The organism is Klebsiella sp. GG_Kp173 (assembly GCF_040062415.1).
Taxonomy (GTDB): domain Bacteria; phylum Pseudomonadota; class Gammaproteobacteria; order Enterobacterales; family Enterobacteriaceae; genus Klebsiella; species Klebsiella quasipneumoniae.
On record NZ_JBEAFZ010000006.1, the window covers coordinates 114,219 to 140,802 of the forward strand.

25 protein-coding genes are annotated in these 26,584 nt (G+C 55.8%); 5 read left to right on the top strand and 20 right to left on the bottom strand.

Annotation, left to right across the window (positions count from 1 at the left end):
* Positions 1–141: 141 nt before the first annotated feature.
* The 7 genes from ABLU50_RS06170 to ABLU50_RS06200 form a co-directional block, all read right to left on the bottom strand.
* Positions 142–348 (bottom strand): helix-turn-helix transcriptional regulator, encoded by a 207-nt coding sequence (locus ABLU50_RS06170; RefSeq protein ID WP_004205917.1) that lies wholly within the window; start codon positions 346–348, stop codon positions 142–144.
* 2 nt (positions 349–350) lie between these two features.
* Positions 351–884: a DUF2975 domain-containing protein gene (locus ABLU50_RS06175; protein ID WP_087833295.1), complete on the bottom strand. Its 534-nt coding sequence runs from the start codon at positions 882–884 to the stop codon at positions 351–353.
* Positions 885–912: 28 nt separating this feature from the next.
* Positions 913–1,257, bottom strand: coding sequence for a hypothetical protein (locus ABLU50_RS06180; protein ID WP_004205915.1), 345 nt, complete (start codon positions 1,255–1,257; stop codon positions 913–915).
* Positions 1,244–2,359 (bottom strand): serine hydrolase domain-containing protein, encoded by a 1,116-nt coding sequence (locus tag ABLU50_RS06185; RefSeq protein ID WP_087833296.1) that lies wholly within the window; start codon positions 2,357–2,359, stop codon positions 1,244–1,246. Before ABLU50_RS06185 ends, ABLU50_RS06180 begins: the two co-directional genes overlap by 14 nt.
* A gap of 268 nt (positions 2,360–2,627) precedes the next feature.
* Positions 2,628–3,410: a type I methionyl aminopeptidase gene (map, locus tag ABLU50_RS06190; RefSeq protein ID WP_064183715.1), complete on the bottom strand. Its 783-nt coding sequence runs from the start codon at positions 3,408–3,410 to the stop codon at positions 2,628–2,630.
* Positions 3,391–3,609, bottom strand: coding sequence for a ParD-like family protein (locus ABLU50_RS06195; RefSeq protein ID WP_002904808.1), 219 nt, complete (start codon positions 3,607–3,609; stop codon positions 3,391–3,393). Before ABLU50_RS06195 ends, map begins: the two co-directional genes overlap by 20 nt.
* Before the next feature lie 290 nt (positions 3,610–3,899).
* The gene (locus tag ABLU50_RS06200; protein WP_004205912.1) at positions 3,900–4,148 is read right to left on the bottom strand and encodes a hypothetical protein; all 249 of its coding nucleotides are present in this window, start codon (positions 4,146–4,148) and stop codon (positions 3,900–3,902) included.
* Between the two features lie 296 nt (positions 4,149–4,444).
* Here ABLU50_RS06200 and ABLU50_RS06205 point away from each other — a divergent pair, with 296 nt between their 5' ends.
* On the top strand, positions 4,445–6,100 hold the full coding sequence (locus ABLU50_RS06205) for an EAL domain-containing protein (RefSeq protein ID WP_087833297.1): 1,656 nt from the start codon (positions 4,445–4,447) through the stop codon (positions 6,098–6,100).
* 33 nt (positions 6,101–6,133) lie between these two features.
* Here the strand turns inward: ABLU50_RS06205 and ABLU50_RS06210 are convergent, their stop codons facing one another.
* From ABLU50_RS06210 to ABLU50_RS06240, 7 genes are all read right to left on the bottom strand, one after another.
* The gene (locus ABLU50_RS06210; protein ID WP_017900387.1) at positions 6,134–7,072 is read right to left on the bottom strand and encodes an alpha/beta hydrolase-fold protein; all 939 of its coding nucleotides are present in this window, start codon (positions 7,070–7,072) and stop codon (positions 6,134–6,136) included.
* A gap of 188 nt (positions 7,073–7,260) precedes the next feature.
* The gene (locus ABLU50_RS06215; RefSeq protein WP_049003653.1) at positions 7,261–7,401 is read right to left on the bottom strand and encodes a hypothetical protein; all 141 of its coding nucleotides are present in this window, start codon (positions 7,399–7,401) and stop codon (positions 7,261–7,263) included.
* 12 nt (positions 7,402–7,413) lie between these two features.
* A complete protein-coding gene (locus ABLU50_RS06220; RefSeq protein ID WP_049092387.1) occupies positions 7,414–7,665 on the bottom strand; it encodes a hypothetical protein in 252 nt (83 codons plus the stop codon).
* A 432-nt stretch (positions 7,666–8,097) separates the two neighbouring features.
* On the bottom strand, positions 8,098–8,541 hold the full coding sequence (locus ABLU50_RS06225; RefSeq protein WP_004205906.1) for a PTS sugar transporter subunit IIA: 444 nt from the start codon (positions 8,539–8,541) through the stop codon (positions 8,098–8,100).
* Positions 8,531–9,976: a sugar porter family MFS transporter gene (locus tag ABLU50_RS06230; protein ID WP_004205904.1), complete on the bottom strand. Its 1,446-nt coding sequence runs from the start codon at positions 9,974–9,976 to the stop codon at positions 8,531–8,533. The genes ABLU50_RS06225 and ABLU50_RS06230 overlap by 11 nt, the downstream gene beginning before the upstream one ends.
* A 741-nt stretch (positions 9,977–10,717) precedes the next feature.
* Positions 10,718–12,046 carry a 6-phospho-alpha-glucosidase gene (locus tag ABLU50_RS06235; RefSeq protein ID WP_057215193.1) on the bottom strand — a complete coding sequence of 443 codons (1,329 nt, stop codon included), beginning with the start codon at positions 12,044–12,046 and terminating at the stop codon, positions 10,718–10,720.
* A gap of 11 nt (positions 12,047–12,057) precedes the next feature.
* On the bottom strand, positions 12,058–13,596 hold the full coding sequence (locus ABLU50_RS06240; protein WP_043519560.1) for a PTS transporter subunit EIIC: 1,539 nt from the start codon (positions 13,594–13,596) through the stop codon (positions 12,058–12,060).
* 267 nt (positions 13,597–13,863) lie between these two features.
* Here ABLU50_RS06240 and ABLU50_RS06245 point away from each other — a divergent pair, with 267 nt between their 5' ends.
* The gene (locus tag ABLU50_RS06245; RefSeq protein ID WP_064177972.1) at positions 13,864–14,562 is read left to right on the top strand and encodes a GntR family transcriptional regulator; all 699 of its coding nucleotides are present in this window, start codon (positions 13,864–13,866) and stop codon (positions 14,560–14,562) included.
* Here ABLU50_RS06245 and ABLU50_RS06250 read toward each other — a convergent pair.
* Positions 14,559–15,311 carry a sulfite exporter TauE/SafE family protein gene (locus ABLU50_RS06250; protein ID WP_064177973.1) on the bottom strand — a complete coding sequence of 251 codons (753 nt, stop codon included), beginning with the start codon at positions 15,309–15,311 and terminating at the stop codon, positions 14,559–14,561. The genes ABLU50_RS06245 and ABLU50_RS06250 overlap by 4 nt on opposite strands.
* A 110-nt stretch (positions 15,312–15,421) precedes the next feature.
* Between ABLU50_RS06250 and ABLU50_RS06255 the strand changes: the two genes are divergently transcribed.
* Together ABLU50_RS06255 and ABLU50_RS06260 are read left to right on the top strand one after the other, a co-directional pair.
* Entirely contained in the window at positions 15,422–16,306 is an 885-nt protein-coding gene (locus ABLU50_RS06255; protein WP_087833298.1) for a LysR family transcriptional regulator, read from the top strand.
* Between the two features lie 130 nt (positions 16,307–16,436).
* Entirely contained in the window at positions 16,437–17,312 is an 876-nt protein-coding gene (locus tag ABLU50_RS06260) for an NAD(P)-dependent oxidoreductase (RefSeq protein WP_057215205.1), read from the top strand.
* Positions 17,313–17,364: 52 nt separating this feature from the next.
* On the opposite strand, the gene ABLU50_RS06265 is transcribed toward ABLU50_RS06260, so the two are convergent.
* The 5 genes from ABLU50_RS06265 to ABLU50_RS06285 form a co-directional block, all read right to left on the bottom strand.
* Positions 17,365–18,834 carry an alpha/beta hydrolase gene (locus ABLU50_RS06265; protein WP_004205892.1) on the bottom strand — a complete coding sequence of 490 codons (1,470 nt, stop codon included), beginning with the start codon at positions 18,832–18,834 and terminating at the stop codon, positions 17,365–17,367.
* Between the two features lie 177 nt (positions 18,835–19,011).
* Positions 19,012–22,086, bottom strand: coding sequence for an efflux RND transporter permease subunit (locus ABLU50_RS06270; RefSeq protein ID WP_087833299.1), 3,075 nt, complete (start codon positions 22,084–22,086; stop codon positions 19,012–19,014).
* Positions 22,083–23,231 carry an efflux RND transporter periplasmic adaptor subunit gene (locus ABLU50_RS06275; RefSeq protein ID WP_087833300.1) on the bottom strand — a complete coding sequence of 383 codons (1,149 nt, stop codon included), beginning with the start codon at positions 23,229–23,231 and terminating at the stop codon, positions 22,083–22,085. Before ABLU50_RS06275 ends, ABLU50_RS06270 begins: the two co-directional genes overlap by 4 nt.
* Positions 23,232–23,309: 78 nt before the next feature.
* Positions 23,310–24,506, bottom strand: coding sequence for an ATP-binding protein (locus tag ABLU50_RS06280; protein WP_057215219.1), 1,197 nt, complete (start codon positions 24,504–24,506; stop codon positions 23,310–23,312).
* Positions 24,503–25,198 (bottom strand): response regulator, encoded by a 696-nt coding sequence (locus ABLU50_RS06285; RefSeq protein ID WP_043519565.1) that lies wholly within the window; start codon positions 25,196–25,198, stop codon positions 24,503–24,505. The genes ABLU50_RS06280 and ABLU50_RS06285 overlap by 4 nt, the downstream gene beginning before the upstream one ends.
* 124 nt (positions 25,199–25,322) lie before the next feature.
* On the opposite strand from ABLU50_RS06285, the gene ABLU50_RS06290 reads away from it, so the two are divergent.
* On the top strand, positions 25,323–26,108 hold the full coding sequence (locus ABLU50_RS06290) for a MipA/OmpV family protein (RefSeq protein WP_087833301.1): 786 nt from the start codon (positions 25,323–25,325) through the stop codon (positions 26,106–26,108).
* Positions 26,109–26,584: the final 476 nt, after the last annotated feature.

Consider the following 26,584-nt stretch of genomic DNA (forward strand, 5'->3'; position numbering starts at 1 on the left):
TTTGCTGGCTAGGGGGAATCGACGAGAATGGCTGATGATGAACTCCCGTGTAATCAGATCGTCGCGTGTAGGCGCTATTCTCTTACGATTCGCCGGCCAGAGCAATTCCTTGATAGGACTGTTGACATCAGGTGGGAGAGGTCAGTCGGGCTCCCACGCCAGAATATCGCCAGGCTGACACTCGAGCGCCTCGCAGATGCGCGACAGGGTATCAAAGCGGATGCCTTTGACTTTACCTGACTTGAGCAGCGACAAATTCTGTTCGGTAATGCCAACAAAGGCCGCCAGCGCCCTGGACGTCATCTTTTTTTCCACCAGCAGTTTGTCCAGATTCACCACCACAGCCATCGTTAAATAAACTCCTTATTCTCTTCTTCCGCACGGATCCCGTGGAGCATGGCGTGAAATGTCACAAACAGCAAGCTTCCTGTCAGCAGCAGCACCCCGTCGCTGAGCAGAAACACCACCTGGTAATAAGGCTGCGGCCACCAGGCGAGCAGCGGGATCAGAAAGCGGCAGACCGGCAGTAAGATCCCCATCCCCACCATGGCCAGAGCGATGTAACGAACGCTGTGCGCCAGGGAGAGGCTGAGCACGCTGCGCTGGCGGACGCTACGGGTTACCTTTATGCCCTGCCAGATAGCGAACGCGAACAGCCCGGCCGGAAGATACAGCAGGGCCAGCAGCAACAAACGTCTCGCCATCCCCGGCGCCTGGGCCGGGTTGTCGGTTAACGGCACTTCAGCAAAGTGCAGCAGGGTGGAAAGAAAATATCGTTCGCCGGTAAAGAAAATCCACAGCGGCACGATCAGGGCGAGCATAAAAAAGAGGGGCAGTATGCCGCTAATAATAGCCAGACTCAGCCGGGTTCTGGATTGCTTCACAATTTACCTTCCTGATTGATGAGAATAATTAAAGCACCAGCCGCGTCAAGCATGACATAAGGGCCACGGCGAAGACAACGCTCATCGCCCGGACGCCGCGTCGACGGCTGGCAAACCACGGACGGGTCCAGACGCGGTAGAGGCTGAGGGTGATGAACGATGCCTGGATGGTCCAGGTCAGCATCCGAAACAGGTAGCCCATTTTGCCGAGATTCTGCAGGGTCTGGAAAACCTCGGCGAGATAAATAACCCCGGTCACCAGCAAAACATAATTGAGCAGGCGTATTTTTCGCTGCGCCAGCCAGTCGCCGGAAATAAACAGGATCACCGACAACAGCGTTAACAGCGCCCAGAGGATGTCAATTCCGTTCATTACGCGCCTCCTGTTCATCAGGGGTGGCAGCCAGTAAGAGCTTGATGGCAGGCCCGATCACCGGCCAGGCGGTATCGGAGAGGATCACTACCGCGGTCTGTCGCTGTCGGTCGAAGGCCATCATTGCCGCAAAGCCGCCACTCTGCCCGTCATGCCAGACGATCTCCCGTCCGCGGACGCGGGTAGTGAACCAGGCATAACCCACCCGGGAATCGGGATCATCGGTGGCGAACAGGGGGGGCATGCCTTCACTGCCCGCCAGGTTTCCTGCCAGCAGCGCCTGGGCATATTTCGCCATATCGACAATCGTGGCGCGTACGCCGCCGGCGGGGGCGAAGGCGTCCATCACCCATGGCTGCTGAGGGAAACCAGAGGCTGACCAGCCCACGGTAAACGTCGGCGAGGCTGGAGTATTGTGCCGGGCCACTTCCGCGTCCTGCATTCCGGCGGGGGCAAAGACCCGTTGCGCCATCAGTGTGGCAAAATCGCGATGAGACGCCCGCTCCAGCGCCAGTCCGAGCAGGGCAAACCCGGCGTTGGAATAATCAAACCATTTCGTCGGCTGCAGAGTGGCCTGGTTCATCATCGCGATCAGCGCGGGTCGATCGTAGCGCCAGGGATTCTGCCGCTGGGCAATGTCGCTCAGAATAGCCAGCCGCTGCCCAACCGACGCGGTGAGCGGTGGCAGTCCTGAACGGTGAGAAACCAGTTGCTCCAGGGTAACGTCCCGCACCGGGCTGACAATCTCCGGGACCAGCGCCGATACCGGCGTCTGCGCGGTGACTTCGCCGCGGCGAATAGCCTCCAGCAGCAGGCTGGCGGTCATGGTTTTGCTCAGGCTGGCGATCTCATACTGCGTCGTATACTCGCTCCCCCACAGGCCGTAGCGCACCCCCTGAGGGGTAATCAGCGCGGCGGCGACCTGTCCGCGGGCGCCGTTAAGCAGAGGCGTTAATATCGAGACCAGCTGTTTATCCCCCGTCGTCCGGGAGCTGGGGGGATGAAAGCCGGGCTGCAGGGCGATCCCCGCCGCCACGATGACGGTAAAAACCAGCACGGCGGCAATGATCTGTCTGTCCCGGCGATAGCTGTTCCAGCGCATGTTTTCTCCTTAACGCGGTACGACATCCAGGTGAGGGAATACCGTTTCTCCCTGGTGTTAAAGTGAGCGCAGGTTAGCCTGGTGTTTATCGTTTTACAATAAATTTTTATCGTTTTATGATTAACTTTATGAGGAGTAAAGCAGACACACCCGGCGCGGTGTGGAGAACGCGGGGGGCAATAGAGGCCAGGGGATAAAGTGCGCTGACGAAGGGCGGTACTCGCCAGCGAGAAATGTCGGCTATGCCGATATACCGGGAGAAGAAAACTTAGCGGATCCGCGACTGCTCGTCGTCGCGTAGCGTCAGCACCTCAAATCCGTTGGCGGTGACGGCCACGGTGTGCTCCCATTGCGCGGAGAGTTTTTTATCGCGGGTGACGACCGTCCAGCCATCCTTTTTGGTTTTGATGCGGCTGTCGCCCTGGTTCACCATCGGTTCAATAGTGAATACCATGCCTTCCCGCAGCACGGCGCCTTCACCGGGCCTGCCGTAGTGCAGCACCTGCGGCTCTTCATGCATTTCCTGGCCGATACCGTGACCGCAATATTCTCTGACCACGCTGTAGCCATGGTCCTCGACCCAGCGCTGAATGGCATGGCCGATGTCGCCCAGCGTCGCGCCGGGTTTCACCACCTCAATGCCTTTCCACATCGCTTCATAGGTAGTCTTTACCAGCCGGCGAGCCAGCGGGGAAACGTCGCCTATCAGGTACATCTTACTGGAGTCAGCGATCATGCCCGCTTTCTCGAGGGTGATATCGACGTTAACGATCATCCCGGAGCGCAGATGCTCGGTCGCCTTCGGGATCCCATGGCAGACCACATCGTTAATTGAGGTGTTCAACACATAGGGAAAGTCGTATTGCCCCTTGCTGGCCGGGCGGGCGTGCAGCTGGTTGACGATAAAATCTTCCACTCGATCGTTGATTTCCATCGTCGTCACGCCGGGGACGATAAAGGTATCCAGCATGTCAAACACCGATGCCAGCAGCTGGCCGGCATGGCGCTGGCGCGCGAGCTCATCGGTGGTTTTAATGATTATTGATGGCATTGATCACCTCCAGCAGACGGTCAGAGCCGGATTTCAGCATCAGCAGTTTGATCTGCTGGTGGTTAAGCTCGGGGTAGAGTTCGCTCATCATGCCCAGGCGGATCCAGTATTCCGCCTGGGCATTAACGGAGCGGGACATGGCTTTGCTGGCATCACGAATGTCATCGTGCAGCAAATCGGAGATTTTGACGATTCCCATAGAAACAGACCATATATGATTCGTAGATGTATCGTATACAAACCAGCGCGGGATGTCCTTGGCATTTTGTGGCGTGGGTGACGAGCGCCATGCAAAAAAGCCCGACCAGCGGGCTTATTTTCAGTATTTTTTCGGGTTAAAAATTCGCGCGGTTCACCATGGCGAAAATTACCCATTAGGTTATCGGTATGCGGAATGAAAATAACATGATGGCGACGCATCAATATATTTTATGCAGGTGTTAATTTTGCGTATGAATATTCTCCCGTCAGGCCGGGAATCCGGGAAATTTACAGCGCGTCAGTGAGTTTATCCACCACCACTTTACCCGCATTATCGAACTGCGTAATGCGGAAGCTGTCGCTCCAGGAGCGGCGGGTGGTGAAGCGGTCAAACAGGGATACCCGGCCTTTACGCTGGCCATCTTTACTTAAAATAACCCATTCGGTTACCGAAGAATAATGCTGACTATTGTCATGACGACTCTGTTGTTCAACCAGCCGATCTTCTTTTTCCACTTTTAAATAATCACGCAACATATTTAACCTCCATAGAAAGTATTATTAACATTACTCCTTTTATTTATTCTTTCAATCAAACTTTTTAATCAATAAAAGTAACTATTAGTGGGCGACCTAAGTGCGAAAATCGCCGAGGTTATCCCCCCGAAGATGGCCTGGTCCACTACGCTTAACAGGAGTGTCCGCCGCGCGATCGGCGGTTGTCCGGGCCGGAAAGGCGACCATAAAACACCTTAACCTTGTATTCATTATGGGCGTGATTCTGTTATATCTAATGCGTTTTGCCACGACCGAGCCACAGAGAGCGCTGTACCATGAGTAACGATCACCTGACGGACATTGCCTATCGCCACTTTATTGAAAGTGTTAAAGATTATGCCATCTATATGCTGAGCGCCGATGGGATGGTCATCAGCTGGAATGAGGGCGCCCGCCGGGCAAAAGGGTACCTGAGCGATGAGATCATCGGGCGCTACTTCGGTCTCTTCTATAGCGAAGCCGAACAACTCTCCAGGGTGCCGGCGAATAATCTGCAAATTGCCCTGCGTAGCGGGCAGTTCGAAGGCGAAGGCTGGCGGTATCGTAAAGATGGCTCCCGGTTCTGGGCGCATGTCATGATCAATGCCATCCGCGATGAGCAAAATAACCTGCTGGGCTTTGCCAAAATTACCCGCGACATCAGCGAACAGAAGGCGATCAATGACCGCATCGCGTGGATGGCGCGTTACGATGCGCTGACCGGTTTACCCAATCGGGTGGAGTTCTTTGAGCGGGTGGAAAAGCTGATCACCGGGAATGACGCCCGCCGCTTTGCCGTTTTCACCATCGATTTAGATAAGTTTAAAGAGATTAACGATCTGCAGGGCCATCTTATTGGCGATCAGCTGCTGCAGCGCGTGGCAGGCGCCGTACTCAAAACGCTGCAGAAGGAGGAGATGGTCGCCCGCTTCGGCGGCGATGAGTTTGTGGCCGTCAAACCTTTTGCCGATGAAAGCGAGGTGGACGCCTTTGCCGCCCGTCTCTGGCACTGCTTCAGCGGTAAGCAGACGTTTGCCGCGACGGAAGTGATCCTTTCCGCCAGCATGGGTATCTCCGTCTACCCGGAGGACGGGACGGATATTAATACGGTTCTGAGCAATTCCGATCTGGCCATGTATCGGGCAAAGAGCAGTCTCGACCACAAAATTTGCTGGTATGAACGCGAGATGGACGACAAGACGCGGCAGCGGAATATGATGGCCGCCGACATTCGCCGCGGTATTCAGGCGGGGGAGTTTTCGCTTCACTATCAGGCGATCCGCAATATTAAAGATCGTCGCATCACCGGTTATGAAGCGCTGTTGCGCTGGCAGCATCCTCAGCTGGGCGCTATTCCGCCGGACGTGTTTATTTCCATTGCCGAAGAGAGCGGCGCCATCGTGCCGTTAGGCTACTGGGTGCTGGAGCAGGTGTGTAACGAAGCGCTGGAAAAGGGTCTCAACAGAAAAATTTCGGTCAATATCTCGCCGGTGCAGCTGCGTCATCGTAGCTTTATCGAAAAAGTCCGCGAGATCCTGATGCGTACCGCCTATCCGGTCAGCCTGCTGGAGTTTGAGGTCACCGAGACGGCGTTTATCGTGAACAAGCAGCTGGCATTCAGCGTCCTGCATCATCTGCAAAAGATGGGGATCAGTATCGCACTGGATGATTTCGGCACCGGCTACTCCTCCCTGAGCATGCTGCGCGAATTTCATTTCGACGTCATCAAGCTCGACCGCAGCTTTATGCTGGATGTGGAGAGCAATCCCCAGGTCCGCTCATTCGTGCGGGCCATTATTTCGCTGGGCAACTCGATCAATACGCCGCTTATCGCCGAGGGCGTGGAAACCGCAGGACAATTGCAGATCCTCGAAGAGGAGGGATGTGACGAAATGCAGGGGTTCCTGTTCGGCGAGCCGGTCGATATTAAACACCTGCCCGATCAGCGCTGAATCGCCCGCCGTCCGCTGGTGGGCGCAAGGTCATCACTGATGCGCAAGCGCTGCCTGCCCGGAAAGGTGCAGCAGCGCGGAGCGCAGGGAGACCTCGAACATCTGACCATGGGTCAGCCCAGGGTAGCGCCAGAAGGCCACCCGCAAGCCGTTGTCCGCCAGTTGCTGTTGGGTCTGACGCAAAACCGCCAGGGAAGCCACGTGCCCGGACGGCTCTCCAGGGGCTTTGCCATCCCCCTCCAGCAGATACAGCGATTTCCCGGCGAAAGCCGCGGCATCGATGTTTTTGCTGTCTTTAAGCGGAGACTCGAGTGCCTGGCCGAGCGACGGGCTGGTGGAATAAAAGATATGGAACAGGTCGCTCTTACGCCACGCGTCGAGTACAAACAGTCCGCCATAGGAGTGACCCCAAATAGCGCGCTGGCGGGGATCGATTTTCAGCTTAGCTTCTGCTTGCGGAACCATCGTTTCGCTCAGCAGCTGGCGAAACAGGTCATTACCCCCGGTTTTTCGTGGCGGCAGCGCGGATTTTCCGGCGCGAGGTTGATGCGTCTTAAGCGGCGGAGTGTAATCCCAGGCCCGGGCTGCGGTATCGAAGGGCAGCGCCGTCTGGTAACCAATAGCGACGATGACCGGCGGGGAACCAGCGGAGAGCTGTTGCAGAAACGCGTCGTTGAGTTTATCCATCACCGCGTTGCCGTCCAGCATATACAGTACCGGATAACCGGCGGCCGGCGGCGCTTTATCCGGCACCGCAGTCCACACCCGGTAATGGCGTTCGCCATCGGCAGAGTCGTACTGGCGCTGGGTAAAATGGTAGAAAGCTGACCCTTTGTCCGCAATATTCGGCCCCAACGGCTGCAGATCCGGCCGGGCGAAACTGCCGCTGCTGTAGAAGAGCGCGGCGCCTATCGCCAGCGTCAGCAATCCGTGCGCCTGCCGCGCTGTGATGATCCCTGAATCCTGCTTCACCTCGTCTGTCCCCCTGTTTTCTGTCATCTGGCGTTTTGCCTGGGCTGACACGTTAGCATAGCTTCATTGATAATGGTTCTCATTTCTTTTCATGCGCGCTGTAGCAGGCTGCATGCCGCTAAGGCTGGTGGCGGAATCAGTCTAACAGGAGGAGAGATGGCCGCCTGTCGGCGGCCGTGAGAGAAAAATCAGGACCGATCGTGAAGGGTGCTAAGCAGTTTTTTGACCAGCGGGGTAAGCGCCATAAACAGCAGCGCAACAATGACAATCAATAAGATAGTCAGACCTTTATGGTGATTGATAAGCACCAACAGCATCGCCAGCGTCATGGGCATGCTCCTTTAATAACGGTATTCAGCGCCGCTGAGGTGAATGAAATTCAGCAGAATGGTCATCACCACCCAGGCCAGCAGCAGAAAGCGTCGTCTGTCGCGTCGCGCTTCCAGGGCGGCGAAATAATTAGCGCTATACCAGGTCGATATAATAATAGCCAGCGTGATGATGACCTGCCAGACCGCATGACGATAGCCTGTCACGATGCTTATCCCGAGAAAGCAGAGGACGATCGCGATACCATTAAGCGCGTTACACATCAGCCATCCCCACAGGCTTGCGGGCCGGCTAAATAAATATCCAAATCGTAAAACCAATGTCGTATACACCTTTACAAAATAATCGCGCTGTAAAATGCATTTTAACGCTGGAAGCGGTATTGATATAAATCAAAACTAATGGGATAGCGCAGGAATCACTGACGCGCGGCACTCACGGCCTGAACAGCAAAGCAAAGGATGCAAAGCCTTTTAATGGTTAACATTCTGTTTTTATTGGTCATTTTTCCATATTGAATAAGAGCTGTCGCATAATAAATAGAGTTGATAGCCATTCGATATGCGTTAATTTCCCCGGTTATTATTGTGAGTGACGTGATAACGGAGAAAATTAGATTTTTCGTAATGCTTGCTTTCTGCGAGACCAATAAAATAAGGCGATGGCCGGGGGCAGAGCCCCGGCCGGTGGCGCACTTAACGCGGTAGCGCGTTATGCTGGAGGATCTTCAGGAAGTCATTTTTGTCGGAGATTAATGACAACGCATTCGCGATCAGCTCATCGCTGAATATCGAGGCTATTTCTTTGAGCACGTCAATATGCTCTTTCTCTTTCGCAATCACGCCAATGGCTATAAACATCACGTTGCCGCGATCCCAGATAACGCCATCAGGAAACTGATAGATCTCAATCCCGGTTTTAAGAATGATATCCGTCGCTGATTTCGGCAGATGCGGCAGGGTGATGCCATTGCCCAAAAAAGTGGAAACCTGATGTTCACGCTCCAGCAGAAAGTGAACGCACTCCTGATTGACATAGCCTTTGGCTTTACACTCTGCGCCAATCATGGCGATGACTTCCGCTTTATTACTGGCCTTGCAGCCGATGTGCAGATTATCCAGCGTGATGTTATCGATCATAGCCAACCTCCCTGGTGAGACGAGTAGATTTTTTATCCTCATGATTCGCTGACAGCTCCGCTTCTAACTGCTCCAGCGATTTATTGGAGGTCTCCGGCAGGGCGAACACCACGAACAGAATCGCCAAATAGTTGATGGCCGCGAAGATAAAGAAGACCGGCCCAAGGCCCAGTTTCGCCTGCAGCAGCGGGAACAGGTAGCTGACCACCGCGTTCATGATCCACATGAAAAATACCGAGATCCCCATCGACAATCCGCGGAATTTCAGCGGGAACAGCTCGGCTAATACCACCCAGGTGATAAAGCCCATCGAACCCTGCATCACGCCGACGAACAGCGCGCCCAGCAGCCAGATAGCGGTGGCTTTGAGGTCGCCCACCAGGGTGTAGTCGACCGCGGCGATAATCAGGTGCAGCGTGGCCATAATGGCGAAGCCGTAGATAATGATCGTCTTACGCTTAAAACGATCGACGAGAAACAGCACGCCAATCAGCATACCGCCGACGGAGAAGACGCCGTTCAGCACGTTACAGATCAGCGAGGTACGCTCTGAGAAGCCGGCGGCACTCAGGATTTCCGTGCCGTAATACATAATCACGTTCACCCCGGTGGTTTGCTGCAGCGCGGCCCAGGTAATGCCCACCAGCAAAATTTTGAGGATCCATGGCGTTTTGAGGATAGTGGTGAAGGTGTTCTGGGTGCTGAACTTATTGCCGGCTTCAATTTTGATCAGGGTGGAGATGTCGTCGAATTCTTTCTGCGCGCGTTCCGCCGGGCGGATCTGTTTGAGAATATGCAGCGCTTCCTCGTGGCGGTTTTTGCTGATCAGCCAGCGCGGACTTTCCGGCGCGCGCCACATGCCAACAAACAGGCAGATAGCGGGGATCGCCTGCACCAGCAGCATATAGCGCCAGACGTCCGGCAGATGGCCCCAGATGATGCCAATGATCGCGTTAATGGCAAACGCCGCCAGCTGGCCGATAACGATGGCGACTTCATTCAGGCCGGTCAGCTTACCGCGCATCTCGGTGGGCGCCACTTCAGAAATAAAGGTGGGGGCGGTGACCGAGGCGCCGCCGACGGCGTAGCCCAGCAGGGCGCGGGCAATCAGCAGGGTAGTGATATCGGGAGCCGCGGCGGAAAGCAGGGCGCCGATAAGAAAAACAAAGGAGAGGAAGAGCAAGTATTTGCGCCGGCCGAAGTAGTCGGCGAACTTACCGCCAAACACGCTGCCCAGCGCGGCGCCGATCAGCAGGACGCTCATTACCAGCCCTTCGGTGGTCGGGGTCAGCGCCATGTACTGCTTCAGTGAGGAAAAGGCGCCGTTGATAACGCCGGTGTCGTAACCGAAAAGCAGGCCGCCGAAGGTGGCCACTAAGGTGATCTGATGAAGTCGTTTTCTCTGTTGCTGGTTCAGGTTTGTTATAAATGACATGGTAGTCCCTTTATTTTGTTGAACGACACAAGATAAAAATACATCTCCCCAGTCAGGATTTATCACGCCTGTGTTGTCGTATCTAACTGAATTAAATGATTTTCTTCTTTGTGTAATTGCTCAGCACAAGGCAGGGTACGCTAAGCAATGGCGGTCAAAGAGGTTTACGGCTTGGTGTTGGCATGGATGTCGTCGATATCCGTTCTCCTTTTCGGGTTAGCGGTCTTCAGTGCGTCGGCAGCGCCGACGTTGGCCGCAGGACAGCGCCCTGGTGTGGCACGTTGCTGTCGTTCCGGCGATTTACCGTGCTAAGAATATGGCACAAAGAAATGGAATGAGCATGCTACAAGATCACATTATGAAAATTTAATTTCAAACTGGTGTTGCAGGAAGGTAAATGCATGAAGCGAATCACAATGGCATGCGGCGCTATATCCCTATGAAATGCGGGTTAAATTTGCGAGTTAGTAATAATGATGTTGTTTTCAGTGGGTTAATGTAACGCAGAGAATACAACGCAGATCACATTTTTACGCCATAATATCGAAGAATAGAATTTATATTTCATTACTCTGTTCAAGGAAAATAGTGGCTGGCGATGCTGTGATGTCAGTCTGGCTGGCGTCGCGCAGGCCATTGACGCGTTGGCGCTGAGGGAGGCTATGGAAGGAGGTATCGCGGGATGGATGCCGGCGATAACCCTGCCGAGAGGGGCTCTCACGGCAGGGTTGTGGCAAAAAATCAGTGCAGCGCGGGCCAGTAACCTTCGTTGGCGACGATCAGCTCATCGAGAATCGCTTTCGCCACCGCGGCGCTGGGCACCGTTTTTGACAGGGTGATGGCCTGCCACAGTTTCTGGTAGCTTTTCTCAATCCAGGCGTCAACGACCAGCTTCTCCACCGCCACCTGCTGCTCCATCAGTCCTTTCTGGAACGAAGGGATTTTTCCCATCGCCAGCGGTTCCGGGCCGTTGACGCCCACCAGGCAGGGGACTTCCACCATCGCCGTCTCGTCAAAGTTGGCGATCGCCCCGTTGTTTTCCACGATCAACAGCATCCGCTCCTGGGTGTTAAAGGCGATGGCGCAGGCGAGGTCGACGATGAAGGTGGCATGGGCCCCGGCATGGAAATGCGCGCCTTCCGCGGTGCCGCGACGAGTGATCTCCCGGGCCATATCGAAGACCTCTTTTTCACGTCCGGCCATCACTTCGTTAGCCCGCGTAAAGTCCGGGTCAGAGTGGGCTACCTCGTAGTCAGGATAGAGGTAGTATTTCAGATAAGTGTTAGGCAACGTCAGGGGATCGAGGGCAAACACATCCTTCACTTTTTTAAAGGTTTCGATCCAGCTCGGCGCTTTATGCTGAAAATCATCTTTTGGGCTACTGTAACCCTGCTCCGCCACGTGACGCTTGAGCGCAGGCATCAGATCGTTACCGGCTTTATCGGTGATGCTGGTCCACCAGCCAAAATGATTGAGGCCATAGTAGCGGACGTTCAGCGCCTTACGCGACGGCAGACCGAGGATATCGGCAAACAGCCCCTCGATGGCCACCGGCATATCGCAGATGTTGATGATGCGCGCGTCGGGCCGCAGGCGACGGGTCGCTTCCGCGACGATGGCCGCCGGGTTGGAGTAGTTAAGCATCCACGCCCCCGGGGCGTACTGCTGCATATAATCGACCAGCTCCAGCACGCCGGCAATCGAGCGCATACCGTAGGCGATCCCTCCCGGCCCACAGGTTTCCTGACCCGGCACGCCATATTTCAGCGGGATTTTTTCATCCTTTTCCCGCATCTCATACAGGCCAACGCGAATATGCGCCATCACAAAATCCACGTCGGTGAAGGCCGCCTGCGGATCGGTGGTATAGCTGAATTTTACCTGCGGGAAGCGTTCCGCCACCAGAATGGCGCAGGCGTCGCCGATGGTCTTCTGACGCTCGTGATGGTTATCGTACAGACGGATCTCCCGCAGGGGAAAGCGCGCCATATTTTCCAGCAGCATCATGACAATCCCCGGCGTATAGGTACTACCGCCACCGGCAATCGTGACCACAAAGTTATCTTTCATTTACCACCTCGTTATTCAGTTACACCCAGACTGGCGTTGACCGCCGTTCGAATTTTGTTAACCCCCAGGCCGTAGATCACCTGAACATGATTGCCTTTAATCAGCACGCTGCTCCCGCCGCTCTCTTTTAACAGCGTCTGCTGGATGAGTGCGGGGTCGCGCACATCGACCCGCAGGCGGGTAAAACAGTTTTCCACCGCACAAACATTTTCTTTGCCGCCCAACCCCGCAATCACCATCGCACCTTTGTCAGACTCGCCATTTGCCGGATCCGTCTGTGGGGAACGCACCGCATCGGCAGCGGCTTCGCGCCCCGGGGTAAGCATTCGCAGGCGGGTAATACAGAAGGTGCCGACCAGGTACATGGTGGCGGTCTCCAGCAGCCCGAGGGCGACAAACACCGGCCAGCGCGTCACGCTAGCGCCGGCGGGCAGGTTATAGACGACAAAATCGATAAGACCGTTGGTGGCGCAGACCCGCACGTGAAGCAGCCAGGCCAGCATCTGGAAAAAACCGTCCAGCAGGGAGTAGATAAGCCACAGCAGCGGGGCGGTGAAGATGAAGAGAAACTCAAAAGGTTCGGTGATCCCCACCAGCACGGAGGTGACAATTAAGGGGATCAGCGTGACTTTGAGCCGCTGTTTATTCTCCGGTTTCGCCGTGCGATAGAAAGCGAGCGCCATACCGGCGGTGCCGAAAATCTTCACCATCCCATAGGTCAAAAACCGGGCGGAATCACTGAGCGTGTCAACGGGATGACGGGCGATTTCGGCGAGAAAAATAGGCTTGGCGCCAATGACGGTCTGGCCATCAATCAGCAACTGACCGCCGATAGAGGTAAAGACGAACGGCGACCAGATCAAATGATGCAGCCCGGTGGGGATCAGGAACCGGTTGAGAAAGCCGTACAGGAAGACCCCGATGGCGCCAAAGGATTTCATAAAGCCGGTCAGCGCCGAGATACCCAGCTCCACCACCGGCCAGAGATAGACGGTGGCGATAGCAAACAGGCCCACCAGCGGCAGCATCACGATCAGCACCAGCTTGCTGTTGCCGTAGATCGACAGCGCGCCGCGAAACTCAATGCCAACCACGCGATTGTGAACAAAGGCGACGGCGCAGCCAAGGATAATACCGAGGAACACGCCCATATCGATGACCTGAAAACCGAAGATATAGGTTTGTCCGCTGCCATATAGTTGCGCGTTGGTGGCTCCGGTCGCCAGACGATGGGTCAGGGTCAGCCAGCTGTTGTTCGCCGCCAGATAGACCAGCCAGGTCATGGCCGCCACGAAAGCGGCTTCGGCTTTGCGGGTTTTCGCCAGACCGCTGGCCAGTCCGAGGCAGAACAGAAACCCGAGATTGTTCATCAGCGCCCAGAGCATGCTGGAGACGAATTTCCCCAACAGATAGATCCCGCTACTTTCATCCACCCACAGCCGGTTGGTGGTCATGCTGAACAGGGCGATCAACAGGCCGATAGCCGGCAGATACAGCACCGGCCCGATCATCGCCTTGGAAAAGTCCTGAAGCTTTTTCACGCCAATCATGGTTGTCCTCTCGTCTTCATCGCCCGCTGTCATCACCTGATCAATAGGCTTATCAGACTAGGAGCAGACCACCGGGATCCCGAGCAGGAAAAAGGCCATCTGTGACGAAAGTCATATATATTGTTGCAGGAGAGATATATAAATATAGCCATTTTTATAGATGAGTTAACGCTGCTTATGGCGCGTGAAAATTAATTTTTATGAATAAATACAATGCATTAAATGCAGCTGTATTTGACGTCATTCCTCTCGGTGAGACATCTAAAAGTGATTTATAAAAAGATTGCCACAGAACTGAAGGCCCGCATCAACAGCGACGACTATGTCGTCGGCGATATGCTGCCCAGCGAAAAAGCGCTGGCTGCGGAGCTGCAGGTCTCGGTGATGACGCTGCGCAAAGCGCTGGCGCTACTCGAGGAGGAAAAGCTGATCGCCCGGCGGCACGGCAGCGGAACCTGCATTGTGCGTAAAAGTAACTATCATGGCGGAGAGCTGGAGGGATTTAACTACCAGATGCAGGTGGTGGGGGTCACCAACTACCGCAATAAGGTTATTGAGTTCACCTTGCTTGACGCCCCGCCGGCCATTGCCCAGCAGTTAAAGATCCAGCCGGGAGAAAAAGTATACTACGTCAGGCGGCTGCGGCTGATTGATGAGGTCCCGATCCTGGTGGAGAACAGCTACATTCCCTACGCCGCTTTTCCGTGGCTCAGCGTGGGTAACCTTGAGCAGTCTAAGTTCAACTATTTCAAAAAAGAGTGCCATATCACCATTATTGAGAGCCACCGCAGCTATACCCCGGTGCTGGCGACCCGCGAGCAGGCGGAGCTGCTGCAGGTGGCGCCTAACAGCCTCCTGCTACGGGTGCAGTCTGTCAGCTACGCCCAGAACCGGGCGATCGTTGATTTCTCAGAGATCTACCAGAACACCAGTAAATACAATGTGAAACACATTACCCGCCGCTAGGATGATTCCGCCAGCACCCCCCGGAGGACAAGCTCCAGCCCCAGCGCCAGCAGGAACAACAGAAAGCCCTGACGAAAGCGCTGCGGGCTGAGACGCGAGCGGATCCGCTGTCCCAGCCACATGCCGAGCAGCGCGGGCGCCAGCGCCAGCGCCGACAGCAGCAGCGAATCTGCGCGCCAGCCAGCGTGCAGAGAGAGGCCGGCCGCCATCGCCAGAGTGGACAGGGTGAACGACAATCCCAGGGCCTGGACCAGCTCGTCGCGACGAAAGCCCAGCGCCTGCAGCCAGGGCACCGCCGGAATAACAAATACCCCGGTCGCCCCGGTGATCACTCCGGTCAGTCCGCCCATCAGCGGCGACAGGCGCTTTTCCATGCGTGCAGAAACCTGCACCGCCGGACCACGGAGCGCGTATCCGGCATAAGCTATCAGCACGGTACCCAGCGCTAGCGCCGACCACCGCGGGTTAAGATGGATGAGCAGTGACGATCCCGCCAGCGTGCCGATAATCATCCCGGTCATCATTAACCAGAGGCGACGCGCAATCTGCGCCAGCGCGGGGCCGGCCAGCAGCTGCCAGAGATTGGTCAACAGCGAGGGGAGCACCAGCAAGGCCGCCGCGGCCGGTGGCGGCATCAGCAGGCCAAGCAGGCCCATCGCCACGGTGGGCAGCCCCATACCGGTCACCCCTTTGACCAGCCCGGCGGCGATAAAAATCAGCAGTAAACAGAGAGTGTGAAGATCAAACATCATGGCTTACCTATCGGCTCAGAGAAGGGCATTGAAACAGCTGGTCGCGGGGGGGACAATGCGGTATGTTGCCCAAAGGCTACGGTAAAACCGAAGGGAAGGAGGGCGTCATGCGACTGGATCTCGCCGATCTGCGGCTGTTTATCGCCATCTTGGATACCGGCAGCATTACCGGCGGGGCGGCGGCGGCCCATCTGGCGCTGGCCTCCGCCAGCGAAAGGCTGCGCAAAATGGAGGCGGAGGTCGGTGTGCCGCTGCTGCACCGTCATGCCCGGGGAGTGACAACGACCGAGGCCGGGGAGGTGCTGGCACGCCATGCTCGTCCGTTGTTAGAGCAGCAGCGGCGTCTGCGCCGGGCGATGCACGCCTTCGCCCGCGGTCAGCAGGGAACGCTGCGCCTGTTTGCCAATACCTCGGCGCTGTCGGCTTTTCTGCCGGGCAAACTCGCCGCGTGGATGGCTGCGCATCCTGGGATACAGATCGACACCGAAGAGCGCACCAGCGCGGATATTGTCAGCAGTATTCTGGCGGGCTTAGCGCAGGCCGGGGTGGTGTCCGATGCGGTCGATCCCGGGCCGTTGCGTCTGGAGCCCGTCGCGGAGGATCCCCTGGTGCTGATCGTGCCGCCGGCCCATGCCTTGAGTGAAACCGCCGAAGTGGCTTTCGCGACGATTATCCATGAGCCGCTGGTCGCGCTCTATCAGACCAGCGCACTGCAGCAGCATATCGAAGAGCAGGCCGCCGGGCTCGGCCAGGCGCTGAACGTCCGCATCAGGATGAGCCATTTTGAAGGGCTTTGCGAGATGGTGGCTCACGGTGCCGGCGGGGCGATCCTGCCGCGCGTTATTGCCGAACGCTATCAGCCGCGCTACCGGTTCACCGTTATCACATTGCAGGATCGCTGGGCGCTGCGTCGGCTGTGCCTGTGCTATCAGGATGACGACCGCCTGTCGCCAGCAATGCGCCGCTTGCTGGAGTGGCTCCGCCAGCCCTGAGCCGCTATAAACATGGCTATCACGTAGTGACAGTGTCACTTTTTATGGCGGTTATTGCTACTGACTTCCGTGCCAGAGATGCGATAGTAGACGTCCGCCATTTATTAATACGCGAATCAGGACAGACAAGATGAGTACATTACCAAAGGTCGCGGTGCTGGGACTCGGCGCCATGGGACACGCTTTTGCCAGCAATCTACTGAAGAAGGGCTTTACCGTCGCGGGCTGGAACCGTTCGCCAGCGCGCGGCGAGGATTTACAGGCGCAGGGATTATCTCTGCACGCCACGCCGCAGCAGGCGGTGGCCGATGCTGAGGTGATCATCAGTATGCTCGCCGACGGTAAGGCTACCCTGGAGGTACTGGCGCAAATTGCGCCTGCCTGTCAGCCGCAGGCGATCTATTGCCAGATGGGCACCATTGGCCTGCCGGAGACGCAGCAGGCTATCGCCTTGCTGCGGGAGCTTCAGCCGGCGATGACCTTCGTCGATGCTCCGGTTTCAGGGACCAAAGCCCCGGCGGAGAAGGCGCAGATCCTGGTGCTCGCCAGCGGGGAGCGTGAAAAATGTGGCGCGGCGGAGCAGGTATTTGCCGCTATCTCACGTGGGACGCAGTGGTTTGGTGAGGCGGGCAACAGCCAGAAAATGAAGCTGGTCCTCAATGCCTGGCTGATTTCGATGATGCAGGGCATCGCGGAAAGCGCTCAGCTGGCGAAGACGCTGGGCTTTACTCCCGACCAGCTGTGGAGCGCCCTGGAAGGCGGCCCGCTGGCCGCACCGTATGTCAAAGTCAAACTGGACGCCATCGCCAATGAGCAATTCGTGCCGCAGATGCAGCTGGCGCATGCGCTGAAAGATGCCCGGCTGGCGCTTTCCCTGGCCGAGCCGCACACCATGCCGGGGCTGGATAACATCGCCGAACTGTGGCAGCAGGCGGCGGACGCAGGATATGCCGGGCAGGATTTGTCCTCGATATATCAGTGGCTGTCGACGTCGGCGAAAGCGTAGTACCGCATCCTCAGGAAAAAGTGGCCGTGGTGGCCACTTATCCAGAGAAGAGTTATTTCCCGGAGAGAGCCGGGCGAGTGTCGATCCCTTCGTCAATGCGCTTGATCATATAGGGAAAAAACGGATTGGAAGACTGGCGCATCAGCGAGTCCAGGCCCACTACCAGCACAGAACGCTCGCCGCGAGCTGCAAACGTGCCGAGGCTGATCCCGTATTGATTCAGCGGATGGGGATAGCGTCCGTACAGCGAATCGCTCAAGGGGAAGGGAAGCGCGACATGAGAAAGGGAATACACGTCCGGTAAATAATGCAGTCCCTGTAGCTTCTCCACCGTAGTGTCTGTTTTCCCGGCAGGTGTTGTTCGGATCTCCATCTCTGTACTGGCGGAATTGGCGTTAGTGATGATCGTGGTCTGATAAGCTCGCGGCGCTGCGGGCAGCAACCGCGCCAGCGCAGTGTAAGACGTCCGGCGTAATAATGAATTAAACCTGACCGCATGATTTAAATCGAACAGGACAATTTCACTGCCATTATCCGGCAAGCGGTTATACAGCGCCGTCACGATCGCCCGCGTACTGACCGTTGAATCCATGACGGACTGAAAGGTCAATACCGGCGGTAAGCTGTTAAGTTTCTGATTTCTTGCGTCAGCCACTATCTGCTTTTGCAGCGCTTTGGTCAGCAGGAAGGACTGCCGGGCGGCGTTCGTCGGGAAGGAGTTATATTTAAACGGATTAAATTCGGGCATGATATTTAACCATGCGGCTTTCGAGAAGGCGGGAAGAAACGCGGGCCAGCCAGCGAGGCCGGAAAAACGCGCGAAGCTAGTAATACCGATCATCGGAGAAATCAGGATCACCCGCTGGGGTTTTGCCAGTTCGGCATTATCCAGCGCGTCCAGCGAATACTTCATTGCCAGCGCGCCGCCGTTGGAAAATCCGACGATATGCAGGGGCGCATCTTTACCCGTCAGTCGTTTCGCTTCTCTCACCGCCAGGCGCGTGGCGGCCAGCCAGTCCTGCCAGTCCACGTCGGTCAGCCCGGCGGGAACCGTCCCATGGCCCGGTAATCTGATACCGATGGCGACATAACCCTGTTGGCGGTAATTTTCGGCGATATGCCGCAGGCTGTAGGGCGTATCCGTCAGACCATGCAGCAACACCACGGCACCTTGCGGTTTACCATCCGGCATCATGATGTATGACCGATTCCAGTTGGTTGGAAACGAGTCCGGATAGATGGGGCTGTGGCTGTAGTAACGATTCAGTTCGGTTTGCTGCTCAGCATCCAGCTTATCGGTAACCTGGCGTTTTACCTCACTGAAGAGCGCATTCTCTTTTTTGATGTAATCGTTCCAGTCAGCATTGTCGATTTCATCCGCGTCCATCTCATGCGGAACCCAGGTATGCCAGAGCTGCAGATCGGGCCCGCGCTGAATGTCATAAAGGCGTAGTCCCAGAGCGCCAACGATCAACAGCAGCAGGGACAACACGATACGTTTTAACCAAGTTAGCCATTTCAATGCGTAGCTTCCTTTCTTAATGACATGTTTTCTGAGTATAAATAAACATGGTCAGGGAGATTTACTTTTTATTAGGTTTCCTGTTACCCAGGCGTTGCAGCAGCAGGTGAGCAAGTTCTTTGACTTGCAGCGAATAACCTGGCAGCCCCCTGAGACGAGGATACGACGGCACGCCACTCATTTTTCACAAGTCTCGCCTGAGGACGTCATTCTCAGGTGTAACAACAGGCTTAACGATGCAGGTAAAACGGTCAGTGTAACTAGCGTGGCAATCAGTAGCCCCCCAATAATCGCATAGGCCATCGGTCCCCAGAATACCTGATGGGAGATGGGGATCATCCCCAGAATGGCGGCACAGGCAGTCAGGCAGATGGGGCGCGCACGATGCTCTGCGGCCGCAATAATGGCGGCATCGCTTGCCATCCCCTGAGCAAGATTGCTGTCAACCTCGCTAATTAGTATGACGGCGTTACGAATGATCATGCCAGCGAGCGCAATCACGCCAAGCAGAGCGACAAATCCCATCGGTGTTCCGCCAGGTAACATAGCCAGTACGATACCCGGTAAACCAAACGGGGCCATCAGTATAGCCAACGCCATACGGGAATAGTTGCGCAACTGGAGCATCAACAGCAAGAGCATGATGACCAGTGTCATCGGCAGAACCGCATAGACCGAACTATTACCTTTTTCAGATTCAGCAACCGCGCCTCCTTCTTCAATGCTGTAGCCTTCAGGCAGTTCCGCGCGCAACCTGTCTACCGCTGGTCGCAACGCTGCGGATACTGCTTCGGCGCGAAGTCCCGGTGCGAGGTCAGTTTGCACGGTGATGAAAGGCAAACGCTGTCGACGCCAGATCACCGGATCATCCACGCCCCAGACTGGTGTGGCAAAGGCGCTGAGGGGGATTTGTTTACCGTCATTCCCCTGAATAGTCAGCGAAGAGAAGGTGGCGAGGTTAAGACGCTCATTGTCCCTGGCCCGGAGCACTACATCGACAAGGCGGTCATTTTCGCGAACCGACGTGACTATACTGCCGGACCAGACGGTATTGAGCATCCGGGCCAGACTTTCTGACGACACACCCGCAGCCCGGGCGGCGGTCTGATTGACCTTGAGGGTCATGACTCTCTCCGGCTCGCCTGCCGTCTGATTAACCTCGCGGGAAGAGGGCGACCGACCAATGACATCGCTCAGGCGATTCGCGATCGACCTGACCTTCAGATAGTCAGGCCCACTCACCCGGTATTTGACTGGCCACCCGACCGGGGGCCCAAGTTCCAGGGGCGATACGCGCGTGATGATGTCGCTAAAGCGCGTAGCCAGTATCCTATTTAACTGTCGATGAAGACGATCCCGCGCTTTAAGATCTTTAGCCACCACCACCATCTGGGCGATATTTTCATTTGCCAGAAGCACATCCATAGGCAGGTAAAAACGGATCGCTCCCGACCCAACGTATGTCGAAAAGCGCTCAACGTTGCGGTTGCCTGCCAGGGCCTTCTCCAGCTTTTCAACCCTATTTTGCGTTTCCGACTGCGAGGCATTTGCCGGTAGCGTCAGGCTTACCAGCAATTCTGGCCTGTCGGAGGCGGGGAAAAACTCCCCCTGCATAAAGGTTGTTCCGTATACGGACAGACCAAGCACAATGAGGGCAATACACACGGTGGCGAAGCGGTGACGCAACGCCTTGCGCAGTAGCCACTGGTATCCGCGGGCCATCCATCCAGGACCTTTCGCCTTCTGTCTGATGTTGTCAGATAACAGCCACGTGCCGGTTAACGGTGAAAACAGGATCGCGACAACCCATGAGCACAGCAGGGCGATGAGCACCACGGCAAACAGGGAAAAGCAATATTCACCGGCGCTGGACGCAGCAAATCCCACGGGAATAAACCCGGCAATCATCACAAGGGTGCCCGTCAGCATCGGAAATGCGGTCGTTTTAAAAGCCCGGGTAGCCGCCTGCCGGCGGGAATCCCCGGCTTCCAGACCAGAGACCATGGTTTCCACGGTGATCATGGCGTCATCGACCAGCAGGCCCAGCGCGATAATCAATGCGCCGAGAGAAATACGCTGGAGACCTATTCCTGCCAGCATCATTCCCGTAAAGGTCATGGCCAGAACCAGGGGGATGGCCGCAGCCACGACCAGTCCAGCTCGTAAACCCAGTGAGACAAACGAAACGGCCAGGACGATCGCCACGGCTTCGATAAGCACCCGGATAAACCCGCTTACGGCGTCGCTGACCACCGCTGATTGATCGGCAACCTTGACCATCTCAATACCGTGCGGCAGCGTGACGCTGATGGCATGCATTTTTGCATTCAGTGCGGCGCCGAAACGCAGCATATTACCCGTCGGTGCCATCGAGATAGCCAGCCCGATGGCGGGTTTGCCGTTGACCCGATAAACCGGTTGGGGAGGCTCGCCGTTTTCCCGGCTAACGGTGGCAATATCCGTCAGAGGAAGGTAACGATCGTTAATATGCAGCGTGACGGCACGTAAGCTCGCTTCAGATGTCAGCTCCCCGCTGACCTTTATCGCCATATTTTCCTGTCCGGTGCGGATTATACCTGCCGGGACAACCGCATTTTGTGCTCTGAGGGCATCCGCTACCTGCTGGATGTTCAGCCCCATACCTGCCAGACGCGCTGGAGAAAAAGAGAGGACTATCTGTTCCTGCTGCTCACCCAGCAGAGTGGTTTTTCCGATATCCGGTAACGACATGAGTTCCCGGCGAATGGTCTCAACATGGTCCCGGACCTCCCGTAGGGTATAGCCCTCAGGTATAAAGCCATAAATCGTACCGAACGTGTCATCAAACTCGTCGTCGACGGCGGGGCCCTGAACGCCTTCTGGCAACGACGGGGCAATGTCCTGCATTTTCTTACGTACCTGATACCAGATATCCGGCACCTTTTCCGGCGGGGTATCGTCACGAAGATTGACATAAATAACGGATCTCCCGGCACGGGTTTCACTTTCGAGATAATCAAGCCAGGGGGTTTCCTGCAGCTTTTTTTCCAGCGTATCGGTCAGCAGTCGGGTGGTATCCGTTACGGATGCCCCGGGCCATTGCGCGGAAACGACAGCCGTTTTAATCGTAAACGCCGGATCTTCATTACGTGGCAGCTTCTCATAACAGAACGCGCCCATAGCAATGATCAGCAGCATGAAAAAACTGACCATCTGTTGATTATTTAGCGCCCAGGCGGAGAGGTTAACTTTCTCATTCAATACTGGTTTCATGAATCGCACTCCCCGGCAATCACCGGCTCGCCGGAGCGTAATTTACTCACGCCGGCGGTAATTACCCGGTCGCCTGGTTCAAGGCCGCCGGAGATAATGACCGAGGTGGCGGTATAGTATGCTGGCACCACCACGCGAAGCTGTGCCTGCGACTGCGGATTAATTACATAAACTGCCGGTTTGTCGCCGACGCGGCTCAGCGCTGAAGCGGGAAGGGCGTATCCATGCGGGCCGGTTGCGGGTAACGTGACGGTGACGCTGGCGCCCAACGCCATTGCCAGCGGCGGGTTTTGCAGAGTAGCCCTGACGCGCCATGTGCGGGTCTGAGGATCGGCCTGCGGGCTGATATCTCTTAGCGCGGCGGACGCTTGCACCGACGGGTCGCTGAGGAGGGACACTCGCAAGCCAGCCTGTTCCTGTGGCGGGATCGCATCGGGTTTCGCGATATCAAACACCACATCGCGGGCTTCGCCGGTCGCCAGCGTCAACACCGACTGCCCCCCAGTGACAACCTGACCCGCAGAGGCGCTTACTTCGGTGATCATGCCGCTTTGCGGCGCAATCAGACGCGTCCAGCCAAGATTTTCCCGGGCATTACGTAACGCGGACTCGCTGTTTTTTAAACGCGCGCGGGCGACAAGCCAGTCCGCGCGGGCGTTATCGAGCTGCGTGCGGGCAATCGCGCCAGTTAGCATAAGCTTTTGCATTCGGCTGACGTTAAGTGCAGCAACCTGAGCAGAGGCTTTGGCTCCTTCATAGTCAGCCTGTGCGCCATCGAGCTGATTCTGACTGGTTGTATTTTCAAGCGTGGCCAGCAGTTGCCCTGCATTCACCCGGTCGCCAATATCGACGCTACGCGTCACTATCCGGCCGCCGGTGCGAAAGCTAAGAATCGTTTCATCGTGCGCATGGATCTCTCCGGTTCTTTCCAGGGCGGGAAGGGTTTGCGCTGAGCCAACGACAACGTAGCGTACCGTTCGAACAGGAACAGTCTTATTACCATGGTTGTCCCCGCATCCGGGCAACAGAAAAATCACCACCGAAAGAATGGTCAGGGGAAGAAAGTGCAGCCAGGAAAGGGTGCGCGCCACGTCGTACAAATGGTGCAGACTGTGGCGGAGGGAGAGTAAAAATTCATCTGACATAACGCCGCTCCATAAAGGTTATGGCGTTATTAAATGCGCGCTTAGTCGAGAAAGATTCGACGTTTTGTCAAGGTATTATCAAGAGCGGCTATTTTCCATCTCAGACGACGTCGAGGGTAACAAAATTGTGACTGCGAGTCCGCCGGTTTCAGGTAACGACGCGCTGATACTGCCTCCATGAGCCTGACAGATCGCGCTAGCGATGGATAAACCGAGACCGCTGCCTCCGGAGTGGCGGGCACGCGACTGCTCCTCCCGGCTAAAACGGTTGAACATTTCCGGCAGGAACTGGGAGGATACCCCCGGGCCGTCATCGCGAAATTCGAGGTAATATTGCCCATTGGCGTAGTGCAGCGTGACATCAAGATGGCCGCCATCACGCCCGTAACGGAGGGCATTTTCCATAAGGATAGTAAAAACCTGGCCCATACGGAACGTATCGCCTTTGAAGGGACACGCCTGAGAATGATGAAGTCTGATGGTAAAACGATGTGCATCAGCCTGGGGCATGATCCATGTTGCCCGTTCCTTAAGCAGCTCATCCAGATAAAAGGGTTCGTTTTCCAGAACCAGATTCCCGGCATCAGACAGCGAGAGCAGATGAAGTTCATCGGTCAGGCGATTCAGATGCTGAAGCTGTTTCATTACCATTGCCAGTTGCTCCGGGCTGGCATCAAAAACGCCATCCAGCATGCCCTGTAAACGTCCGATAGCGGCAGTCAGGGGGGAGCGAAGCTCATGCGCCATGGCCACATGAGAGGTACGTAACTCTTTTTCATAGCGGGCCAGTTTTACCGTCATGGTATTAAAGTCACTCGCAAAGCTGACCATTTCAGCCGGCGCATTCCTGATGAGCTCTGCCTGGCGGCCAAATTGTCCTTCGGCGACGTCCTTTGCCGCATCACGCAGCCGGCTGAACTGCAGCGCCAGTGGCCTGGCATATCTCAATCCCATCACCACAATAAAAGGGATCATGACCAGGACCAGTAACGCCACGGTGACCCAGTCCGCCGAGGCGATGGATGGGGTTGAATAACTCAACCCCCACCAGGTATCGACGATTTGATGGAAGCGCGCCGGGTTGGCCTGCGGGTTCTGGCTGAGCGCAAGAAACTCTTGCCGGACCGATACCGGCATTCTGCCCAGGTTCCAGTAATTCTGCACCGCATAACGTAGCCACATACAGGTCGCAATGACAATTACGCTTCCGATGGCCAGCGCTAATATACGTGCGCAAATCCAGCGCCACAGGGAGGTGTAGCGTTTTTTTGTCATGGTTGTCTGAACCGGTAGCCTACGCCGCGAACGTTAACCAGCACGCCGGAAATACCCGCCGCCTCGAGTTTTTTACGCAGGTTATAAATATGGGTATCCACCACGCGCTCCAGGGCTTCACTTTCCGGCAAACAGTGCTCCAGTAAATGCTGGCGGGAAAAAGGTCGTGAAGGAGAGCGCATAAGCGTAGTCAGTAGCGAAAATTCGGTTGGGGTGAGGTCCAACGTCCGCGGTGTGTTGTTCCCGTCGACAATACTCGCCACGATGGCCGTGACATCGACTTCAAGTGATTGCCAGCGAAGGATCTCTTCCTTTGTTTCTTTTTTATTGCTACGGCGCAGTACCGCCTGTACCCGAGCAACAACTTCTCCCGGATGGTAAGGTTTAACAACATAATCATCGGCGCCATAGCGTAAGGCGCCAATACGATCGGGAGTATCGCCCATGGCGGTGACCATGATCACCGGAACATCATTTTTGCGACGCAGGCCAGCCAGGACTTCGGTGCCGTTAAGCCCCGGAAGCATCACATCCAGCAGGATCAGATCGGGTTTCCACCGGTGCGCCATATCCAGCCCGGACAACCCATCTCCGGTAATGACGACATCGTAATTTTCACGGCGTAAATAGGCTTCGAGCACGCCAGCCGCATCGGCGTCATCTTCAATAATCAGCACTCTTCTGGACAACATCCGTTCACCTTGACCGTTTCTTAACACTATCCCGACGATTCATTGATTTTGCCAAAGCATACTGCGCCAACATTTTGTGGCAGCTCCTGCTTCAGGAGAGGCCGGCATCTGTTAGGAGAACAGTATGATAGCGATAAAAAAAGCCCTGTATATGACCGTACCGCTTTTGACGGTCATCACATCCTGCGTACAGGCAAATGATAACGCCTCTTCCGGCTCTTTCACTATCGGGCTGGGAGGGCGCTACGCTCCGCGATATTCAGGTTCAGACAAGCAGGTATGGCAGGTGGTTCCTGTATTGCAGGGTCGTAACGGCGCTTTCTTTATTGATTCGCAGAAAGGGGTAGGGTATGACCTGCAAAACACCAGCGGCTGGTACTTCGAACATACGCTGGGGTACGATCTGGGAAGGAAGGATAAAAACGCCAGCTGGCGGGCAGGGGCAAATAATTTGAAAGGGATGGGAGATATTGATGTTTCCCTGAATACAGCTCTTGCCGTCGGCTGGCAGGCTTTTTCCTGGCTCAATGTTGAAGGTAAAGCGACGCTGCCTTTAACGGACAGCCAGGGAGTAAGCTACCAGGCATCCTTCACGTTGATTCCCGTACAAACTGGCCAGGACACGTTCGCCTTTCAAACGGCGGCCCTGTTTGGCGACCAGCGTTACCTGAATACCTGGTATGGCGTGAATTTGCAGCAGAGCCAGCGCTCAGGCTATAGCTGCTATTCAGCACCGGGGGGATTTTATGGCATAGACAACAGTCTGACCTGGAGTCACCAGTTTGATGCCCACTGGGGCACGGTTTTGAGTGCTGACTATACCTGGCTTGGGGAGCATGCTAATGAAAGCCCGATCGTGTTACGACGTAACGAGGCGGCACTGACAGCAGCTGTCACATGGACATTTTAGGTCGGAAAGTATGGCGTGCGTTTTGCCGGGAAAGGTCAAAATTGAGTGAGTCGGCATTGTCTGGCAGATAGGCAACCAGAAGCGAGACCTGATGTTAACCGCGCCGGGAAGCCGGGTGCGGTCAGCGTGTCGCCGTCGTGCGTTCGCCTAATGAACCCAACGACGATCGAGCGCGCCATATGCGTGCCGGAGGAGTTTATGAAAAATGCCATAGCTGGTCCGCGGGAAGTTGTTGGACACGTGGTGCATGGTCGGCATCAGAGTACCGTGAGTGAAAACAGCGCGAGTCATATACAAACGAGTAAGCAGCCGGTGGAGGACAAGATGGAGCCTATGAATTTCATGGGGTAGAGTTGTAACTATGGTTGGGTTACGCGTCCTGACACTTCATTTAACATAATATACATTATGCGCACTTTGATTGTAATGGCTCAATAGTAATGTCCGCCTGTGGCTCAATTCAGATGTCCGCGCTA

Excerpts from the sequence above, each read along its gene's own strand:
- ABLU50_RS06290 (WP_087833301.1), top strand. The coding sequence starts at position 25,323 with ATGATAGCGATAAAAAAAGCCCTGTATATGACCGTACCGCTTTTGACG.
- ABLU50_RS06205 (WP_087833297.1), top strand. The coding sequence starts at position 4,445 with ATGAGTAACGATCACCTGACGGACATTGCCTATCGCCACTTTATTGAA.
- ABLU50_RS06235 (WP_057215193.1), bottom strand. The coding sequence starts at position 12,046 with ATGAAAGATAACTTTGTGGTCACGATTGCCGGTGGCGGTAGTACCTAT.
- ABLU50_RS06185 (WP_087833296.1), bottom strand. The coding sequence starts at position 2,359 with ATGCGCTGGAACAGCTATCGCCGGGACAGACAGATCATTGCCGCCGTG.
- ABLU50_RS06285 (WP_043519565.1), bottom strand. The coding sequence starts at position 25,198 with ATGTTGTCCAGAAGAGTGCTGATTATTGAAGATGACGCCGATGCGGCT.
- ABLU50_RS06255 (WP_087833298.1), top strand. The coding sequence starts at position 15,422 with ATGCGACTGGATCTCGCCGATCTGCGGCTGTTTATCGCCATCTTGGAT.
- ABLU50_RS06270 (WP_087833299.1), bottom strand. The coding sequence starts at position 22,086 with ATGAAACCAGTATTGAATGAGAAAGTTAACCTCTCCGCCTGGGCGCTA.
- ABLU50_RS06225 (WP_004205906.1), bottom strand. The coding sequence starts at position 8,541 with ATGATCGATAACATCACGCTGGATAATCTGCACATCGGCTGCAAGGCC.
- ABLU50_RS06260 (WP_057215205.1), top strand. The coding sequence starts at position 16,437 with ATGAGTACATTACCAAAGGTCGCGGTGCTGGGACTCGGCGCCATGGGA.
- ABLU50_RS06275 (WP_087833300.1), bottom strand. The coding sequence starts at position 23,231 with ATGTCAGATGAATTTTTACTCTCCCTCCGCCACAGTCTGCACCATTTG.
- ABLU50_RS06230 (WP_004205904.1), bottom strand. The coding sequence starts at position 9,976 with ATGTCATTTATAACAAACCTGAACCAGCAACAGAGAAAACGACTTCAT.
- ABLU50_RS06280 (WP_057215219.1), bottom strand. The coding sequence starts at position 24,506 with ATGACAAAAAAACGCTACACCTCCCTGTGGCGCTGGATTTGCGCACGT.
- ABLU50_RS06200 (WP_004205912.1), bottom strand. The coding sequence starts at position 4,148 with ATGTTGCGTGATTATTTAAAAGTGGAAAAAGAAGATCGGCTGGTTGAA.
- ABLU50_RS06215 (WP_049003653.1), bottom strand. The coding sequence starts at position 7,401 with ATGACGCTGGCGATGCTGTTGGTGCTTATCAATCACCATAAAGGTCTG.
- ABLU50_RS06250 (WP_064177973.1), bottom strand. The coding sequence starts at position 15,311 with ATGTTTGATCTTCACACTCTCTGTTTACTGCTGATTTTTATCGCCGCC.
- ABLU50_RS06240 (WP_043519560.1), bottom strand. The coding sequence starts at position 13,596 with ATGATTGGCGTGAAAAAGCTTCAGGACTTTTCCAAGGCGATGATCGGG.
- ABLU50_RS06220 (WP_049092387.1), bottom strand. The coding sequence starts at position 7,665 with ATGTGTAACGCGCTTAATGGTATCGCGATCGTCCTCTGCTTTCTCGGG.
- map (WP_064183715.1), bottom strand. The coding sequence starts at position 3,410 with ATGCCATCAATAATCATTAAAACCACCGATGAGCTCGCGCGCCAGCGC.
- ABLU50_RS06195 (WP_002904808.1), bottom strand. The coding sequence starts at position 3,609 with ATGGGAATCGTCAAAATCTCCGATTTGCTGCACGATGACATTCGTGAT.
- ABLU50_RS06180 (WP_004205915.1), bottom strand. The coding sequence starts at position 1,257 with ATGAACGGAATTGACATCCTCTGGGCGCTGTTAACGCTGTTGTCGGTG.
- ABLU50_RS06170 (WP_004205917.1), bottom strand. The coding sequence starts at position 348 with ATGGCTGTGGTGGTGAATCTGGACAAACTGCTGGTGGAAAAAAAGATG.